Here is a 16,565-nt window from a genome sequence, read left to right as displayed (position 1 = left end):
CGACATCATGCAACTGACTTATCCAAAGGCGCCTTCCAACGGCGTACAGACTTTGCGTCCGGTGCTGCAAGCCGCGCTGCAAAACCAGGGCTTCGGTATCAACCGCCAGTTCGCCAATGCGACACCGGCCAAAGTCAGCCTCAGCGAAGCCTATCGCGGCTACTCGCTGACGCTGGACGATCTGAGCCAGGGCAAGGGTCTGAAAGACGCACGCATCGGTGACTGGCATTACCTGGTATTTGCCGACGGCGTGAGTATTGCCGATGCGCAACTGGCCGAGGTGCGTGGCCACGTCGAGTTCGCTTCGCTGAACCACGGCACCCGGGCCGCCGACACCGTGGGCGCGCTGAAACTGGCGGAACAGGCGCCGCAATTGCAGGGCAAAACCGTTGAACTACGGGTGCTGTTTGTCTCTGCGCTGCACGTCGTGGCGATCTGGCTGCACGCTGACGGTGAGGATGTACTGATCCCGATCGAGCCGACGCCGAAAGAGCTGGGCGACTCGCAGTTGTACAGCGAAGCCGCGCTGCTCGCCCTGCTTAAACCGGCGGCAGATCGCGCCAAACAGCGCTTTGACGCGGATACCAGCGGACAGTTGGGGAACTGATAAACCCTGCGCATAAAAAAACCCGGACACTGTCCGGGTTTTTTATTGCCTGCGAAAACGCCTTACTCAGCCGCTGGCTCAGCCGGCTTGCGACGCTTGAGCGGGGCCATGCCGTCGCTGCTCACCAGCGAATCCGGCTTCGGACGGTTGGCGCTCTTGCGCTTGGTCGGGGTCTTGGCGGCGGTTTTCTTCTTGTCGCCCTTGGCGTCGGTCTTTTTCTTCTTCACGCCGACGGCTTTGCCCGAGGCCTTGACCTTTTTCGGCCCGCCGTAGGTGCCTTTGACTTCCTTGATGGTGCGGCGCTCGAAGCTCTGCTTCAGGTAGCGCTCGATGCTCGACATCAGGTTCCAGTCGCCGTGGCAGATCAGCGAGATCGCCAGACCATCGTTACCGGCGCGGCCGGTACGACCGATGCGGTGCACGTATTCGTCGCCGCTGCGTGGCATGTCGAAGTTGATCACCAGATCCAGGCCATCAACGTCCAGACCACGGGCCGCGACGTCGGTCGCTACCAGGATCTTCACACCGCCCTGCTTCAGACGATCGATCGCCAGTTTGCGATCCTTCTGGTCTTTCTCGCCGTGCAGCACGAACGCCTTGTATTCCTGAGCCACGAGGCGACCGTAGATGCGGTCGGCCATGGCACGGGTGTTGGTGAAGACGATGGCCTTCTGGTAGGTCTCGTTGGCCAGCAGCCAGTTGACGATCTGTTCTTTGTGCTGGTTGTGGTCGGCGGTGATGATCTGCTGACGGGTGGTCGAGTTCAGTTGGCTGACCGCGTTGAGCTGCAGGTGCTCAGGGTTGTTCAGCACCTTGGCGACCATTTCACGCAGGCCGGAACCGCCGGTGGTGGCGGAGAACAGCATGGTCTGCTGACGGTTTGGGCATTCGTCGACCAGACGCTGCACGTCTTCGGCGAAACCCATGTCGAGCATGCGGTCGGCTTCGTCGAGCACCAGCACTTCGACTTCCTTGAGGTCGAGGTTGCCGGCATTGAGTTGCTCGATCATCCGGCCCGGGGTACCGATCAGGATGTCCGGCACCTTGCGCAGCATCGCCGCTTGCACCTTGAAGTCTTCACCGCCGGTGATCAGGCCGGACTTGATGAAGGTGAACTGCGAGAAGCGTTCAACTTCTTTCAGGGTCTGCTGGGCCAGTTCGCGGGTCGGCAGCAGGATCAGGGTCTTGATGCTGACGCGAACCTTGGCCGGGCCGATCAGGCGGTTGAGGATCGGCAGGACAAAAGCGGCGGTCTTGCCGCTACCGGTTTGCGCCGTCACCCGCAGGTCACGCCCCTGGAGCGCCAGCGGAATGGCCGCTGCTTGCACAGGCGTTGGCTCGACAAATTTCAGCTCGGCCACGGCTTTGAGCAGGCGTTCGTGCAGGGCGAATTGGGAAAACACGGGTGCTACCTCGAAGATATGCAAAAAAACAGCTGCATAGGTTACCGGTTTCGAGCGCTCAGGCCGAGTTTCTTTATACAAACGGGCGTAATCAGTGGCTTTTTTGTTGCTCGATTTGTCTCCAACGGTAATACACAGCGTCTTAAATGCTCTAATCGCCTATCGCGTCCTACAGAAGAATCGTTGCTCACATGGATTTCAAACAGCTCTGGCTCAACGCCCAAGACCTCTGGGGTGCCCTCGAACAGCACCCGTTCCTGCAATCCGGCCTGGCGCTGATGTTGCTCTTGGTGATCGCGCTGGTCCTCGGACGAGTGGCGCGCTATCTGATCCTGCATGCCAGCCGCATGCTCGGCCGGCAGCCGGCCCTGCACTGGATCAACGACTTTCGCCACAACAAAGTGTTTCAGCGCCTGGCGCAGATGACGCCGTCGCTGGTGATCCAGTTCGGCCTGCACCTGGTGCCGGAACTGAGCAAAACCGCGATGACCTTTCTCGGCAACGTGGCGCTGTCGTTCACCATCCTGTTCCTGCTGCTGTCGGTCAGCGCCCTGCTCAATGCGCTGCTGGACATCTACGCGCGCACCGAACACGCGCGCACCCGCTCGATCAAGGGCTATGTGCAACTGGCGAAAATGGTCTTGTACGTGTTCGGTGCGATCATCATCGTCGCCACGCTGATCGACCGTTCGCCGCTGTTGCTGCTCTCCGGTCTGGGTGCGATGTCGGCGGTGATTCTGTTGGTCTACAAGGACACCCTGCTGTCGTTCGTCGCCAGCGTGCAACTGACCAGCAACGACATGCTGCGCGTCGGCGACTGGATCGAAATGCCGCAAGTCGGCGCCGATGGCGACGTGGTCGACATCACCTTGCACACGGTCAAGGTACAGAACTTCGACAAGACCATCGTCTCGATCCCGACCTGGCGCCTGATGTCCGAATCGTTCCGCAACTGGCGCGGCATGCAGCAGTCCGGCGGCCGACGGATCAAGCGCAGCCTGTTCATCGACGCCAGCGGCGTGCGCTTCATCCGTGATGATGAAGAAGAAAAGCTCTCCCAGGTGCACCTGCTGACCGCGTACATGGGCCGCAAGAAAGCCGAGCTCAAGGCGTGGAACGAAGCCCAGGGCAATGTGGCGGCAATGTCGGCCAACCGTCGACGCATGACCAACATCGGCACCTTCCGCGCCTATGCGCTGGCCTATTTGAAGAGCCACCCGGAGGTGCAGCCGAACATGACTTGCATGGTCCGCCAGATGCAGACCACGGCGCAGGGCATTCCGCTGGAAATCTACTGCTTCACGACCACAACGGTGTGGGCCGATTACGAGCGGATTCAGGGGGATATTTTCGATTATCTGCTGGCGGTGCTGCCGGAGTTTGGCTTGAGCCTGTATCAGCAGCCGAGTGGCGGGGATTTGCGGACCGGGTTGTTGCCGGCTGTACTCGGCTCAGCGCACATACCAGAACCACAAAAACACCTCCTGTAACCCCACAGATCAAAACTGTGGGAGCGGGCTTGCTCGCGAAGGCGTCAGGTCAGTCAACTTAATCGTTGAATGACGCACTGCTTTCGCGAGCAAGCCCGCTCCCACAGGGGTCATGCGGTGGCTTGAGTTTTGCGGATGCCCAACCGGCTGATCCACACTGCCGCCAGAATCACACTGCCACCCAGCAACAACCTTCCCAGTTCCTCATGCTGATTCCAGATCAGCAGATTCAGCAGCAAGCCCACCGGCACATGCAGGTTGTTCATCACCGCCAGCGTGCCGCCGTTGACCATGCACGCGCCCTTGTTCCACCAGTACATCCCCAGCGCCGTCGAGACCAGTCCGAGGAACAGCAACACGCCCCATTGCAGCGGCGCTTCGGGCAGGAAGTTAGCCTTTCCGAACATCAGGAATGCCGGCAATACCACCGCCAATGCGCCGAGGTAGAAGAAGCCGAAACGCCGGTAATGCGGCAGGTCGCTTGGGTGTTTCGCCACCAGATGTTTGTACAACACCTGGCCGGCGGCGTAGGTGAAGTTGGCCAGTTGCAGCAGCAGGAAACCCATGAAGAAGTCCGGGTTGATGCTGTCGAAACGAATCACCGCCGCACCGCCCACCGCTACCAGTGCGGCGACCAGCGCCCAAGGGTTGAAGCGTCGGTTCAGCGCATCTTCGATCAACGTCACGTGCAGTGGTGTAAGGATGGTGAACAGCAACACTTCCGGCACCGTCAGCACGCGGAAGCTCAGGTACAGGCAGACGTAGGTGATGCCGAACTGCAACGCGCCGATCAGCAGCATGCCGCGCATGAACGCCGGTTCCACCGAGCGCCAGCGGGTCAGCGGAATGAACACCAGCCCGGCCAGCACCACACGCACCAGCACCGCGAAGTAGCTGTCGACGTGCCCGGCGAGGTATTCGCCGATCAGACTGAAGGAAAACGCCTGAATCAGCGTGACAAAAAGTAGATAGCCCATGGTCGCCTCTGTTTCGAATGGCGGCGACGATAGCGGTTTTTACGCCAGACCGCGAACCTCAGGCAACACTGAACCCTGTGGGAGCGGGCTTGCTCGCGAAAGCATCGTGTCAGTCGACGAATAGTTGATTGACACACCGCCTTCGCGAGCAAGCCCGCTCCCACAGGGGTTACACGTTGCTCAGATAATTGCAGGCAAAAAAAAAGCCCGATCTCGCTAAAGCGTTCAATCGGGCTACAGCACTCAGGAGCAACAAGTGCAAAGGGAGGTTCGATGCGCGTAAGGCCTTGAAGGGGTTGCGCCGGGTCACTAGAACAATCGGCGATTATCTGGGGATTAACCTGTCAAGCGACCTGGGACAGTTTGGCGTTGGCCTGATTCAGGCCCTTCTCCTGGAAGTCGCCGCCCAGGTTCATGCCTTCGGCGTGAATGAAGGTCACGTCGTGGATGCCGATGAAGCCCATGACCTGACGCAGGTACGGTTCCTGATGGTCGGCCGGGCCGCCGGCATAGATGCCGCCGCGAGCGGTGAGCACATAGGCACGCTTGCCGCTGAGCAGGCCTTGCGGGCCGGTTTCGGTGTACTTGAACGTCACGCCGGCACGCAGCACGTGGTCGAGCCATGCCTTGAGAGTGCTCGGGATCGCGAAGTTGTACATCGGCGCGGCCATCACCAGTACGTCGGCGGCGAGCAATTCATCGGTCAATTCGTTAGATCGATCCAGCGACGATTGTTCGTTGGCGTTGCGCTGCCCGGCGGGCTTCATCCAGCCGCCCAGCAGGTTGCTGTCCAAGTGTGGAACGGGGTTCACGGCGAGGTCACGCACGGTGATCTGATCGTTGGGGTGCGCGGATTTCCACTGGCTGATGAAGGTCTGGGTCAGTTGACGGGAAACCGAGTCTTGCTGGCGGGCACTGCTTTCGATGATCAGAACGCGGGACATGGTGTGTAGCCTCCATCCGAGAATGTTGTAGGTCGATGGAGTGAAGGTTAAACAGGGTTGCATCGATGAAAAAGCGCAAATAATTGCTGCAAAGCATCGAATAATTCGTTTAGATGCTGACACGTACCCTTGTAGGAGTGAGCCTGCTCGCGATAGCGGTGTGTCAATTGACGCATTCTCTGACTGATACACCGCTATCGCGAGCAGGCTCACTCCTACAAGGGATCGACCGTTATTTCGGGGAGCAGCTCAGGTCGATGCGCAGCCTGATGATCTCGCGGGAGAACTTGGCCGTGGCGTTCGTATGCTTGTGGGCCGGGATTTCGATGTTGCGCGTACGGGGAGCTTCCGGACCATTGTTGAAAACGACTTTGCAGTTCGCGTCGACATCACCGAAGTTGACCACTTTGATAGACCCGATGTCCTTGTCGGTGTCGTAGGTTTCGTAGTCGATCTTCAAGCCATTGAGGTTTTTCTGCACGTCGATCGAGTAAGCAAACGCCGTCAGCGGCAGCAGCGCCAGCAACACACAACAGAATTTTTTCATTCGCCAGTCTCCATGAGGGACGGCCAGCTTAGGACAAGAGGAGCTATTGATGAAAGCGCCCCGCGTGACCCTTGATCAATGGCGAACATTGCAAGCCGTGGTCGACCACGGCGGCTTCGCCCAGGCCGCCGAGGCCTTGCACCGTTCGCAATCGTCGGTGAGTTACACCGTCGCCCGTATGCAGGACCAGCTCGGTGTGCCGTTGCTGCGCATCGACGGACGTAAAGCGGTGCTCACCGAGGCTGGTGGCGTGCTGCTGCGCCGCTCGCGCCAACTGGTGAAACAGGCCAGCCAGCTGGAAGACCTCGCCCACCACATGGAACAGGGCTGGGAGGCCGAAGTGCGGCTGGTGGTCGATGCCGCCTACCCGAGCGCACGCATCGTCCGCGCGTTGACCGCGTTCATGCCGCAGAGTCGCGGCTGCCGCGTGCGGCTGCGCGAAGAGGTGTTGTCGGGGGTCGAAGAGGTATTGCTCGAAGGGGTCGCCGATCTGGCGATCACCGGCCTGAGCATTCCCGGCTACCTCGGTGCGGAATTGAGCGACGTCGAGTTTGTCGCGGTCGCCCACCCGGATCACGCGCTGCATCGGCTCAATCGCGAACTGAGCTTCCAGGATCTGGAAACCCAGATGCAGGTGGTGATTCGCGACTCCGGTCGCCAGCAGCCGCGCGACGTCGGCTGGCTTGGCGCCGAACAGCGCTGGACGGTCGGCAGCCTCGCCACCGCTGCCACGTTCGTCAGCAGCGGTCTGGGCTTCGCCTGGCTGCCGCGGCACATGATCGAACGGGAATTGAAGGAAGGCACGCTCAAGCTGCTACCGTTGGATCAGGGCGGCAGCCGCAACCCGAGCTTCTATCTGTATTCGAACAAGGACAAACCGCTGGGCCCGGCGACACAGATCCTCATCGAACTGCTGCGCACCTTCGACACCTTGCCGCTGGACGCACCGTTCGCCGCCCCTGAACAAGCCTGACACGGAGTTCACCGATGGCCTATTTCGAGCACGAAGGTTGCAACCTGCACTACGAGGAATATGGCCACGGTTCGCCGTTGCTGCTGGTTCACGGGCTCGGTTCGAGCACCCTGGACTGGGAAATGCAGATCCCGGCGCTGTCGGCGCACTACCGGGTGATCGTACCGGACATTCGCGGTCACGGTCGCTCGGACAAACCCCGCGAGCGCTACAGCATCGCCGGTTTCAGCGCAGACCTGCTGGCACTGATCGAACACTTGAACCTCGGCCCGGTGCACTATATCGGGCTGTCGATGGGCGGGATGATCGGCTTTCAGTTCGGCGTCGATCAGCCGCGGATGCTGAAAAGCCTGACCATCGTCAACAGCGCTCCCGAAGTCAAAATCCGCAGTCGCGACGACTATTGGCAGTGGTTCAAGCGCTGGAGTCTGATGCGCGTACTCAGCCTCGCGACCATCGGCAAGGCCTTGGGCAGCAAACTTTTTCCCAAGCCTGAGCAGGCCGAACTGCGGCAAAAAATGTCCGAGCGCTGGGCAAAAAACGACAAACGTGCTTATCTCGCCAGCTTCGACGCGATTGTTGGCTGGGGCGTTCAGGAACGACTTTCGAGAATTTCCTGTCCAACCCTCATCGTCAGCGCCGACCGTGACTACACACCCGTCGCGCTGAAAGAAACCTATGGAAAACTGCTGCCGAATGCGCGGCTGGTGGTGATCGCCGATTCGCGCCACGCCACCCCGCTCGATCAACCCGAACGCTTCAACCAAACGCTGCTGGAGTTTCTTGCCGCAGCCGACACTCAATCTCAGGATCACTGACCCATGCTGAAAAAACTCGCCCTCGCCGCTGGTACCGTGCTGTTTGCCGCCAACCTGATGGCTGCCACGCCTGCCAAAGCACCGCACGTGCTGCTGGACACCACCAACGGTCAGATCGAAATCGAACTGGATTCGGTCAAGGCGCCGATCAGTACCAAGAACTTTCTGGATTACGTCAACAGCGGCTTTTACACCAACACCATTTTCCACCGCGTGATCCCGGGCTTCATGGCTCAGGGCGGCGGTTTCACTCCACAGATGCAGCAGAAAGAAACCAAGGCGCCGATCAAGAACGAACACAAAAACGGTCTGGCCAACGTCCGTGGCACCTTGTCCATGGCGCGCACCTCCGCACCTGATTCGGCAACCAGCCAGTTCTTCATCAACGTCAAGGACAACGATTTCCTCGACCAGGGTGATGGCTACGCCGTATTCGGCAAAGTGGTCAAAGGCATGGACGTGGTCGACATCATCGTCAACTCGCCAACCACCACCAAACAGGGCATGCAAAACGTGCCTTCCGACCCTGTGATCATCAAGTCGGCCAAAGTCATCGACTAAGCTGTACAGGGTGTATCGAGCGGCGCTGGCCTGACGCCACGCCGCTCGCACCGATAAAAGGAGAGCCCGGCTTCCGGGCGGTTATCTGATGCTCTATCGCCGTTTCGAACAACTGATCGACATATTCCGCGACGCTCCGACGGCGTCCCCTCCAGATCGTGTCTGGCCCTTCTATACCTACTACCTGAAACAAGTCTGGCCGAGCTTCGCTGCTCTGCTAGTGGTCGGCCTGTTTGCCGCGCTGATCGAAGTGGCGCTGTTCAGTTACCTGAGCCGCATCATCGACCTGGCCCAAGGCACGCCCAACCCGAATTTCTTCAGCGACCACGCCCTCGAACTGACGTGGATGGTGGTGGTAGCGCTGGTGCTGCGGCCGATCTTTTTCGGCCTGCACGATCTGCTGGTGCATCAGACCCTGAGCCCGGGGATGACCAGCATGATCCGCTGGCAGAACCACAGTTACGTGCTCAAGCAGAGCCTGAATTTCTTCCAGAACGACTTCGCCGGGCGTATCGCCCAGCGCATCATGCAGACCGGCAACTCGCTGCGCGATTCGGCGGTGCAAGCGGTGGATGCGCTGTGGCATGTGGTGATCTACGCGATCAGTTCGCTGGTGCTGTTCGCCGAAGCCGACTGGCGCCTGATGATCCCGCTGCTGACGTGGATCGCTGCCTACATCGGCGCGTTGTATTACTTCGTGCCGCGGGTGAAAGATCGCTCGGTGGAGGCCTCCGACGCGCGCTCGAAACTGATGGGGCGGATCGTCGACGGCTACACCAACATCGCCACCCTGAAGCTGTTCGCCCACACCAACTTCGAACAGCACTACGCCAAGGAAGCCATCGAGGAACAGACGGTCAAGGCGCAGATGGCCGGCCGCGTGGTGACCAGCATGGACGTGGCAATCACCACCATGAACGGCCTGCTGATCGTCGGCACCACCGCGCTGGCGCTGTGGCTGTGGACGCAGTCGCTGATCACCGTCGGTGCTATCGCGCTGGCCACCGGTCTGGTGATTCGTATCGTCAACATGTCCGGCTGGATCATGTGGGTAGTCACCGGCATCTTCGAAAACATCGGCATGGTCCAGGACGGTCTGCAGACCATCTCGCAACCGGTCAGCGTCACCGATCATGAGCAAGCCAAACCGCTGGCCGTGGCCCGTGGCGAAGTGCGTTTCGAGCACGTGGATTTTCACTACGGCAAGAAGAAAGGCATCATCGGCGACCTCAACCTGACCATCAAACCGGGGGAGAAAATCGGTTTGATCGGCCCGTCCGGCGCCGGCAAATCGACCTTGGTCAACCTGCTGCTGCGCCTCTACGACGTCGAGGGCGGACGTATTCTGATCGATGGGCAGAATATCGCCGAAGTCGGCCAGGAAAGCCTGCGCGCACGCATCGGCATGATCACGCAGGACACCTCCCTGCTGCACCGCTCGATCCGCGACAACTTGCTGTATGGCAAGCCTGACGCCACCGACGCCGAGCTCTGGGACGCGGTGCACAAGGCCCGCGCCGACGAGTTCATTCCGTTACTGTCGGACGCTGAAGGTCGCACTGGTTTCGATGCGCACGTCGGCGAGCGCGGGGTGAAGCTGTCCGGCGGTCAGCGCCAGCGCATCGCGATTGCCCGGGTGTTGCTCAAGGACGCGCCGATCCTGATCATGGACGAAGCGACCTCGGCACTCGACTCGGAAGTGGAAGCGGCGATCCAGGAAAGCCTGGAAACCCTGATGCAAGGCAAAACCGTGATTGCCATTGCTCACCGCCTCTCGACCATCGCCCGTATGGATCGGCTGGTGGTGCTGGAAAACGGCAAGATCGCCGAGAGCGGCACCCACGCCGAACTGCTGGCGCATCGCGGCCTGTATGCGCGGTTGTGGGCGCACCAGACCGGAGGGTTTGTCGGAATCGATTGATTATTGGATCAATACAACTCCAATGTGGGAGGGGGCTTGCTCCCGAAAGCGGGGTGTCAGTACCGAACATTTGTCTGACACACCGCATTCGGGAGCAAGCCCCCTCTCACAATACATCGAGAACCGCCACAGGCCTCTAACCACGGGCTCTGGCGTTTTTTCATGCCTGCTGGAAATCCATCCAAAGCCTGCTGTACTCAGCCAAGGCTCCAGCACGGAACCTGTCGTAAATCTGCAGGGAAGCACAACGCAATACAGTCTCGATAGCATGGGCTATCAAGGACTCTCTCATGTCTCTGTTCAAACGTTCAGTCACGGAGTTGTTGGGTACGTTCTGGCTGGTTCTGGGTGGCTGTGGCAGCGCGGTCATTGCAGCGTCTTCGCCGTTGGGCATTGGAGTGCTGGGGGTGGCCCTGGCGTTTGGTCTGACGGTGCTGACCATGGCGTTCGCCATCGGTCACATCAGTGGCTGTCACCTCAATCCCGCGGTGTCAGTCGGGTTGGTGGTCGGCGGGCGGTTTCCGGCGAGGGAGCTGCCGGCCTACATCATCGCCCAGGTAGTGGGCGGGATACTCGCCGCTGCCCTGCTCTACTACATCGCCAGTGGCAAGGAGGGTTTTGACATCGCCGCCGGCCTGGCCTCCAACGGGTACGGTGAGCATTCTCCGGGCAAATACTCGATGGCGGCCGGGTTTGTCACCGAACTGGTGATGACCGGGATGTTCGTGATCATCATCCTCGGCGCCACCGACAAACGCGCCCCGGCGGGCCTCGCACCGATCGCCATCGGTTTGGGCCTGACGCTGATCCACCTGATCTCGATCCCGGTCACCAACACCTCGGTCAACCCGGCGCGCAGCACCGGCCCGGCGCTGATGGTCGGCGGCTGGGCGATCGCGCAGTTGTGGATGTTCTGGGTCGCGCCGCTGCTGGGCGCAGTGGTGGGCGGGACGCTTTATCGCTGGCTGGGTAAATAGGACACCTGACACCACTGGAGATCCCCTGTGGGAGGGGGCTTGCTCCCGAATGCGCCGTTTCAGTCACTATTTACTGCACTGACACATCGCATTCGGGAGCAAGCCCCCTCCCACATCAGGAAATCAGCCACGCTCGGGAATGAATGTCGGCGCCGATTAAAGGCGAACTCAGGTTTGGCGGTACGGCAAGGCTGTTCTGGCTTCCTCGGCGTAGGCCAATACTCCGGCGCGCTCTTGCTGCAGGAAGTCTTTAACTGCGGCTTTCAATCCGGGATGGCGCAGGTAGTGCCACGAATGAGTGATCACCGGTTCAAAGCCGCGAATCAGCTTGTGCTCGCCCTGAGCACCGGCATCAAAACGCTGGTATCCGTGGGCAATCGCATAATCCATGCCCTGATAGAAACACGTCTCGAAATGCAGCCGGTCAAACTCGGCCAGACACCCCCAGTAGCGCCCATAGAAGCTGTCGCCCCCGACCAGACTGAAGGCCATCGCTACCGGCCGTGAACCCTGTCTGGCGAAAACCACCCGAATCGCCTCCGGCATCCGCGCGGCCAGCAGGCTGAAGAACTCGCGCGTCAGATAGGGTGCCTGGCGGCGCACGGCGTAAGTGTTGGCATAGCAGGCGTAGACAAAATCCCATTGTGGCTCGTCCAGCTCGCACCCCGTCAACCATTCGAACTCGAAGCCCCGCCCCGCCACCTGTTCGCGTTCCTTGCGCATCTGCTTGCGCTTGCGCGAACTGAGCACGTCGAGAAAGTCCTGGAAGTCGCGGTAACCGCGATTCTGCCAGTGATACTGACAGCCGATGCGCTGCAGCCAGCCCGGCTGCTCGGCCATGGCGGCGTCGGTGAAGGGGTCGGTGAAATTGATGTGCGCGCTGGAAAGATCTTCGATTTCCAGATAGCCCGGCAGGCTCTTGAGCAGTTCGAATCCATCCTCGACATTCGCCGCCAACAGTCTCGGGCCGCTGACCGGACTGAACGGCACCGCCGTCAGCAGCTTGGGGTAGTAATCGATGCCCGCCCGGGCGCAGGCATCGGCCCAACCGTGATCGAACACGTACTCGCCGTAGGAATGCCACTTGCGGTAACTGGGTAACGCGGCGATCAACCGACCGCCTTCAACGTGCAGCAGATGCTCGGCTTGCCAACCCGTGTGCGGGCCAACGCTGCCGCTGTCTTCAAGCGCCGAGAGAAAGGCATGGCGCAGAAACGGCTGGGTCTCGGGCACCAGTGCATCCCAGGTCGCCGGGGCGATTTCTGACAGGCTTTGCAGGCGTTGCAACGGCATCAACTGACTCTCCACTTCCGGGCATCAAAGCCGCGCGAGTATCGCTTATCGCTGCCCTTTGCACACGAGCATTCGGACGACAGCGCTCTAGATCAATAGTTCAGGACATCTTTGTATCGTCATCGACATGACATCACTTAGCCACTGCTCTGTCATAAACCATCGCGATACTCGCTCCTGTTTTTAGAGCGCCGGGTTCTACCCGGACACTGTTTTCCGACGTGCGCGTCGGTGTGCCCAGGATGGTTCAGCCATCCCCTCTCATCTTCGGAGATTGCTATGCGTCTTGCTTCCACAAAAACTGCGGCGGCCTTGTGCGGTGGCCTGTTGCTGGCCATGAGTGTTCCGGCCAGTGCCGCAGTCGACGCCAAACTGCTCGACATGCTCAAGGCTAACGGTTCCATCACCCAGGCGCAGTACATCGAACTGCAAACCGAACTGGCCCAGGATCAGAAGGCTCAGCAAATCGCGCAGCAGGCGCAGCAAGAGACCAACGAGCAAATCGCGGCGACCGCGAAGAAAACCAACGAGCTGAGCTCCTTCGACCAGAAACTTGCCTGGGCCGCCAAGACCCAGTTCAAGGGTGACGTGCGTTTCCGTCAGGAGACCGTCAAGAACGACGGCGTGCCGAACAGCAAGGACCAGGACCGTCAGCGCATTCGTGCCCGTCTGGGTGCCTACACCGAAATCAACCCACAGGTGGACACCGGTATCCGTATTGCTACCGGCAGCAGCGACGACGCCCGCTCCACCAACCAGGACCTGAACAACTACTTCGACAAGAAGCAGATCTGGCTCGACCAGGGTTACGTCGACTACCACCCTGACGCAATCAAGAACCTGCACCTGATCGCCGGTAAAATGAACCAGCCGTGGGTCAGCATGGGCGACATCATCTGGGACAGCGACATCAACCCGGAAGGTCTGGCCGTCACCTACAAGTACCCGCTGAACGGCAGCACCGAGCTGTTCGGCAGCGCCGGCCACTACACCCTCAAGGACAACGTCGACGGCGAAGGCGTGCAGTTCAAGCACGACCTGCGTCTGTACGCAGGCCAGTTGGGTGGTCGCTTCGCACTCACCGACAGCCTGAAACTGACCCTGGGCGGCAGCCTCTATTCCTACGACAATGACAAGGACAGCGCCTGCCCGACCACCGGCACCGTCACTGCGCCATGTGCCTTGGCCGTCAACGGCAACAGCCCGAACGAAACCTTCAAACTGTACGAAGGTTTTGGTCAACTGGACATCGCCAACCTGCCGGTACCGCTGTCGATCTACGGTCAGTACGTCAACAACAAAGACGCCAGCAACGACCAGGACACTGGCTGGCTGGCCGGCGTCAAGACCAAGGTTTATGGCTTCGGGATCGACTACAACTACCGCGACGTACAGCGTAACGCGGTGGTCGGTGCCTTCACCGACTCCGACTTCGCCAACGGCTACACCGGTTCGCGCGGCAGCAAGTTGAAAGTCAGCTACGAGCTGGACAAGAACTTCACCCTGGGCGCCACCTACTTCATGGCCAACTCGGACTACACCAACGCCAGCCTGAAGAAGACCGACTCCGACATCAATACGCTGCAACTGGATGCCGAAGCCAAGTTCTAAAACGCGTCACCCTCTAGCCTGACGCGGGCGGGACGATCCCCATCATCCGTTCGTTTCGTCCCGCGCCGGGCTATTTTTATCTTACCTGTGGCGAGGGAGCTTGCTCCCGCTGGATTGCAAAGCAGTCCTCTGCTTCTAAGTAAAGCGGGGGCCGCTTCGCGACCCAGCGGGAGCAAGCTCCCTCGCCACAAGGGTTCAGCGCCTACAGAAGACTATCTTTTCGGCGTTGCTCGGCCAGACGTTCGGCCAACGCATCCACACCCTCTTGCGGTTTCTCCGGCAGCGCCTTCAGGGTCGCCTGCATCAAACGCATCTGACGAATGAACCGCCGACAGTTCGGGCAGAACATCAGGTGATGGCGCACCAGCAGTTTCTCGCGAAAGCTCAATTGGCCATCGAGATAATCGCTGGAGCGCGCTACTTGTTCCTTGCAGGTCAGCATTCGCCGGTCTCCTCAAAATGCTCCACCGTGGCGAAGACTTTCAGCCGCGCACGATGCAGCAGCACACGGACATTGGAGAGCGAGATCTCCAGAAGATTACAGATCTCTTCCAGTTCCAGACCCTGACGCTCGCGCAGCAGCAACACGCTACTTTGCAGTTCCGACAGGCTGAGCAAGGTGTGCTCCAGGCAATCACGCAGTTCGCTTTCGGTGAGCAAGGCTTCCGGGGTGTCCTGATGCCAGGCGAATGGCGCCACCAGCCAATGGCCGTCACCGGGAGAAAAACGATCGTCGTCGATGGTGCCGTGGGGTGACGGAAGATCGTCCATCAACACTTCGCGGCGGTTTTGTTTGTAACGGCTTTTGGCGGAATTGGCGGTGATGGTCAGCAGCCAGGTCTTGAGACTGGAACGACCCTCGAAGCTGCCGATATAGCGCACCACCGAAAGCCAGGCGTCCTGCACCACTTCTTCGACATGGCGCTGGCCGACAATCGCGTAAGCCACGGCGCGCATGGCGCTCTGGTAGGTGCTGACCAGTTCCTTGAACGCCTTTTGCTCACCCGCGAGCAGACGTTCGAGCAGTTGGGTGTCGTCGGTTGCGGCCATGCACGCCTCGTTTGCAAATACCGATTAACGTTAACGCACTCGACCCTGTGGCGAGCGAGCTTGCTCGCGCTCGGCTGCGCAGCAGTCGCAAAACCGGCGATTGCGGTTCTTCAGCAAGACCGCAATCGCCGGTTTTGGCAGCGCTACGCACTTCAGCGGGAGCAAGCTCCCTCGCCACGAGGGCTAGTGACTCAGCGCTTGCGCAGAATCACGCTACCGATCGAGTAACCGGCGCCGAACGAGCTCAATACCGCCAGCGAACCGCTGGCCAGATCGTCCTGATATTTGTGGAAGGCAATCACCGACCCGGCAGAGCTGGTGTTGGCGTAGGTGTCGAGAATCACCGGCGCTTCTTCTTCGGTGGCTTCGCGGCCCAGCAGCTTGCGCACGATCAGGTGGTTCATGCTCAGGTTGGCCTGGTGCAGCCAGAAGCGCTTGACGTCGCCGACGTTGAGTTTGTTTTCCTCCAGATGCTCACCGATCAGCTCGGCGACCATCGGGCAGACGTCCTTGAACACCTTGCGGCCTTCCTGCACGAACAGCTTGTCGCGGGCACCGATGCCCTCTTCCGCGGCGCGGTTGAGGAAGCCGAAGTTGTTGCGGATGTTGTTGGAGAACTTGGTCAGCAGTTTGGTGCTGACCACATCGAACTGGTGCTTGGAAGTCGCCAGGTCAGCGCGCTCGATGATCACCGCCGTCGCCGCGTCACCGAAGATGAAGTGGCTGTCGCGGTCGCGGAAGTTCAGGTGCCCGGTGCAGACTTCCGGGTTGACCATCAGGATCGCCCGGGCCTGGCCCAGTTGCACGCTGTTGGCCGCGGCCTGAATGCCGAAGGTCGCCGAGGAGCAGGCGACGTTCATGTCGAAACCGAAACCCTGAATGCCCAGTGCTTCCTGGACTTCGATGGCGATGGCCGGGTAGGCGCGTTGCAGATTGGAGCAGGCAACGATCACGCCGTCGATGTCGGCGGCGGTCTTGCCGGCACGTTGCAGCGCCTGTTCAGCGGCGCCGATGGCCATCTGGCACAGCACCGACCATTCGTCGTTGGAGCGCTCCGGCAGACGTGGGGCCATGCGCGCAGGATCGAGAATGCCGTCCTTGTCCATGACAAAGCGGCTCTTGATGCCCGACGCCTTTTCGATGAACGCGGCGCTGGATTCGGTCAGCGCCTGGACTTCACCGCTGGCGATGGCGTCGGCGTTGTCGGCGTTGAACTGCGCGACGTAGGTATTGAAAGACTGCACCAGCTCTTCGTTGGAGATGCTGTTGGCCGGGGTGTACAGGCCGGTGCCGCTGATGACGACGTTATGCATGGTCGTTTCTCTAATCTGTTCAGGCAGAAAGCGCTGGCACCGACGTACCAACACACAAAGGGTCTATTCCCGTCCGGGGA

General features: G+C 60.2%; 16 protein-coding genes. 8 read left to right on the top strand and 8 right to left on the bottom strand.

The features are described 5' to 3' along the window. Positions 1-7 precede the first annotated feature (7 nt). Positions 8-607: a hypothetical protein gene (locus tag V9L13_RS28030; protein ID WP_338801081.1), complete on the top strand. Its 600-nt coding sequence runs from the start codon at positions 8-10 to the stop codon at positions 605-607. A gap of 62 nt (positions 608-669) precedes the next feature. Here V9L13_RS28030 and V9L13_RS28025 read toward each other — a convergent pair whose 3' ends face one another. Next, on the bottom strand, positions 670-2,010 hold the full coding sequence (locus V9L13_RS28025) for a DEAD/DEAH box helicase (RefSeq protein ID WP_003222685.1): 1,341 nt from the start codon (positions 2,008-2,010) through the stop codon (positions 670-672). Positions 2,011-2,201: 191 nt separating this feature from the next. Here V9L13_RS28025 and V9L13_RS28020 point away from each other — a divergent pair, with 191 nt between their 5' ends. Continuing rightward, on the top strand, positions 2,202-3,500 hold the full coding sequence (locus V9L13_RS28020) for a mechanosensitive ion channel family protein (RefSeq protein WP_338801080.1): 1,299 nt from the start codon (positions 2,202-2,204) through the stop codon (positions 3,498-3,500). 110 nt (positions 3,501-3,610) lie between these two features. On the opposite strand, the gene V9L13_RS28015 is transcribed toward V9L13_RS28020, so the two are convergent. From V9L13_RS28015 to V9L13_RS28005, 3 genes are all read right to left on the bottom strand, one after another. Then, complete coding sequence (locus V9L13_RS28015) at positions 3,611-4,477, bottom strand: carboxylate/amino acid/amine transporter (RefSeq protein WP_338801079.1); 867 nt, start codon at positions 4,475-4,477, stop codon at positions 3,611-3,613. 344 nt (positions 4,478-4,821) lie between these two features. Beyond that, positions 4,822-5,421 carry an FMN-dependent NADH-azoreductase gene (locus V9L13_RS28010; RefSeq protein WP_338801078.1) on the bottom strand — a complete coding sequence of 200 codons (600 nt, stop codon included), beginning with the start codon at positions 5,419-5,421 and terminating at the stop codon, positions 4,822-4,824. A 232-nt stretch (positions 5,422-5,653) separates the two neighbouring features. Beyond that, positions 5,654-5,968 carry a 3-phosphoglycerate kinase gene (locus V9L13_RS28005; RefSeq protein WP_338801077.1) on the bottom strand — a complete coding sequence of 105 codons (315 nt, stop codon included), beginning with the start codon at positions 5,966-5,968 and terminating at the stop codon, positions 5,654-5,656. 49 nt (positions 5,969-6,017) lie between these two features. Here V9L13_RS28005 and V9L13_RS28000 point away from each other — a divergent pair, with 49 nt between their 5' ends. The 5 genes from V9L13_RS28000 (at position 6,018) to aqpZ (ending at position 11,218) form a co-directional block, all read left to right on the top strand. Next, positions 6,018-6,941, top strand: coding sequence for a LysR family transcriptional regulator (locus V9L13_RS28000; protein ID WP_025110609.1), 924 nt, complete (start codon positions 6,018-6,020; stop codon positions 6,939-6,941). Positions 6,942-6,955: 14 nt separating this feature from the next. Next, positions 6,956-7,759 (top strand): alpha/beta hydrolase, encoded by an 804-nt coding sequence (locus V9L13_RS27995; protein WP_338801075.1) that lies wholly within the window; start codon positions 6,956-6,958, stop codon positions 7,757-7,759. A 3-nt stretch (positions 7,760-7,762) separates the two neighbouring features. Further along, positions 7,763-8,320, top strand: a complete 558-nt coding sequence (locus V9L13_RS27990; RefSeq protein WP_338801074.1) for a peptidylprolyl isomerase — start codon at positions 7,763-7,765, stop codon at positions 8,318-8,320. 88 nt (positions 8,321-8,408) lie between these two features. Next, complete coding sequence (locus V9L13_RS27985; protein WP_338801073.1) at positions 8,409-10,241, top strand: ABC transporter ATP-binding protein; 1,833 nt, start codon at positions 8,409-8,411, stop codon at positions 10,239-10,241. Between the two features lie 290 nt (positions 10,242-10,531). Further along, on the top strand, positions 10,532-11,218 hold the full coding sequence (gene aqpZ, locus V9L13_RS27980) for an aquaporin Z (RefSeq protein ID WP_338801072.1): 687 nt from the start codon (positions 10,532-10,534) through the stop codon (positions 11,216-11,218). A 168-nt stretch (positions 11,219-11,386) separates the two neighbouring features. Here aqpZ and V9L13_RS27975 read toward each other — a convergent pair whose 3' ends face one another. After that, positions 11,387-12,511, bottom strand: coding sequence for a GNAT family N-acetyltransferase (locus V9L13_RS27975; protein ID WP_338801071.1), 1,125 nt, complete (start codon positions 12,509-12,511; stop codon positions 11,387-11,389). Between the two features lie 279 nt (positions 12,512-12,790). Here V9L13_RS27975 and V9L13_RS27970 point away from each other — a divergent pair, with 279 nt between their 5' ends. Further along, entirely contained in the window at positions 12,791-14,122 is a 1,332-nt protein-coding gene (locus tag V9L13_RS27970) for a putative porin (RefSeq protein WP_103522308.1), read from the top strand. Between the two features lie 202 nt (positions 14,123-14,324). On the opposite strand, the gene V9L13_RS27965 is transcribed toward V9L13_RS27970, so the two are convergent. The 3 genes from V9L13_RS27965 to V9L13_RS27955 form a co-directional block, all read right to left on the bottom strand. Further along, positions 14,325-14,564 (bottom strand): zf-HC2 domain-containing protein, encoded by a 240-nt coding sequence (locus V9L13_RS27965; protein ID WP_003222664.1) that lies wholly within the window; start codon positions 14,562-14,564, stop codon positions 14,325-14,327. Continuing rightward, positions 14,558-15,172, bottom strand: coding sequence for an RNA polymerase sigma factor (locus V9L13_RS27960; RefSeq protein WP_338801070.1), 615 nt, complete (start codon positions 15,170-15,172; stop codon positions 14,558-14,560). Before V9L13_RS27960 ends, V9L13_RS27965 begins: the two co-directional genes overlap by 7 nt. A 191-nt stretch (positions 15,173-15,363) precedes the next feature. After that, positions 15,364-16,485 (bottom strand): beta-ketoacyl-ACP synthase III, encoded by a 1,122-nt coding sequence (locus V9L13_RS27955; RefSeq protein WP_210557876.1) that lies wholly within the window; start codon positions 16,483-16,485, stop codon positions 15,364-15,366. Positions 16,486-16,565: the final 80 nt, after the last annotated feature.

This window comes from Pseudomonas sp. RSB 5.4 (assembly GCF_037126175.1).
Taxonomy (GTDB): Bacteria; Pseudomonadota; Gammaproteobacteria; order Pseudomonadales; family Pseudomonadaceae; genus Aquipseudomonas; species Aquipseudomonas fluorescens_H.
The sequence above is the reverse complement of the archived record's forward strand: the minus strand, read 5'-3'. Positions and strand labels throughout refer to the sequence as shown.

Bases quoted from the DNA above. Each gene is read 5' to 3' on its own strand.
- V9L13_RS28030 (WP_338801081.1), top strand. From the start codon at position 8: ATGCAACTGACTTATCCAAAGGCGCCTTCCAACGGCGTACAGACTTTG.
- V9L13_RS28020 (WP_338801080.1), top strand. From the start codon at position 2,202: ATGGATTTCAAACAGCTCTGGCTCAACGCCCAAGACCTCTGGGGTGCC.
- V9L13_RS28015 (WP_338801079.1), bottom strand. From the start codon at position 4,477: ATGGGCTATCTACTTTTTGTCACGCTGATTCAGGCGTTTTCCTTCAGT.
- V9L13_RS28010 (WP_338801078.1), bottom strand. From the start codon at position 5,421: ATGTCCCGCGTTCTGATCATCGAAAGCAGTGCCCGCCAGCAAGACTCG.
- V9L13_RS28005 (WP_338801077.1), bottom strand. From the start codon at position 5,968: ATGAAAAAATTCTGTTGTGTGTTGCTGGCGCTGCTGCCGCTGACGGCG.
- V9L13_RS28000 (WP_025110609.1), top strand. From the start codon at position 6,018: ATGAAAGCGCCCCGCGTGACCCTTGATCAATGGCGAACATTGCAAGCC.
- V9L13_RS27995 (WP_338801075.1), top strand. From the start codon at position 6,956: ATGGCCTATTTCGAGCACGAAGGTTGCAACCTGCACTACGAGGAATAT.
- V9L13_RS27990 (WP_338801074.1), top strand. From the start codon at position 7,763: ATGCTGAAAAAACTCGCCCTCGCCGCTGGTACCGTGCTGTTTGCCGCC.
- V9L13_RS27985 (WP_338801073.1), top strand. From the start codon at position 8,409: ATGCTCTATCGCCGTTTCGAACAACTGATCGACATATTCCGCGACGCT.
- aqpZ (WP_338801072.1), top strand. From the start codon at position 10,532: ATGTCTCTGTTCAAACGTTCAGTCACGGAGTTGTTGGGTACGTTCTGG.
- V9L13_RS27975 (WP_338801071.1), bottom strand. From the start codon at position 12,511: ATGCCGTTGCAACGCCTGCAAAGCCTGTCAGAAATCGCCCCGGCGACC.
- V9L13_RS27970 (WP_103522308.1), top strand. From the start codon at position 12,791: ATGCGTCTTGCTTCCACAAAAACTGCGGCGGCCTTGTGCGGTGGCCTG.
- V9L13_RS27965 (WP_003222664.1), bottom strand. From the start codon at position 14,564: ATGCTGACCTGCAAGGAACAAGTAGCGCGCTCCAGCGATTATCTCGAT.
- V9L13_RS27960 (WP_338801070.1), bottom strand. From the start codon at position 15,172: ATGGCCGCAACCGACGACACCCAACTGCTCGAACGTCTGCTCGCGGGT.
- V9L13_RS27955 (WP_210557876.1), bottom strand. From the start codon at position 16,485: ATGCATAACGTCGTCATCAGCGGCACCGGCCTGTACACCCCGGCCAAC.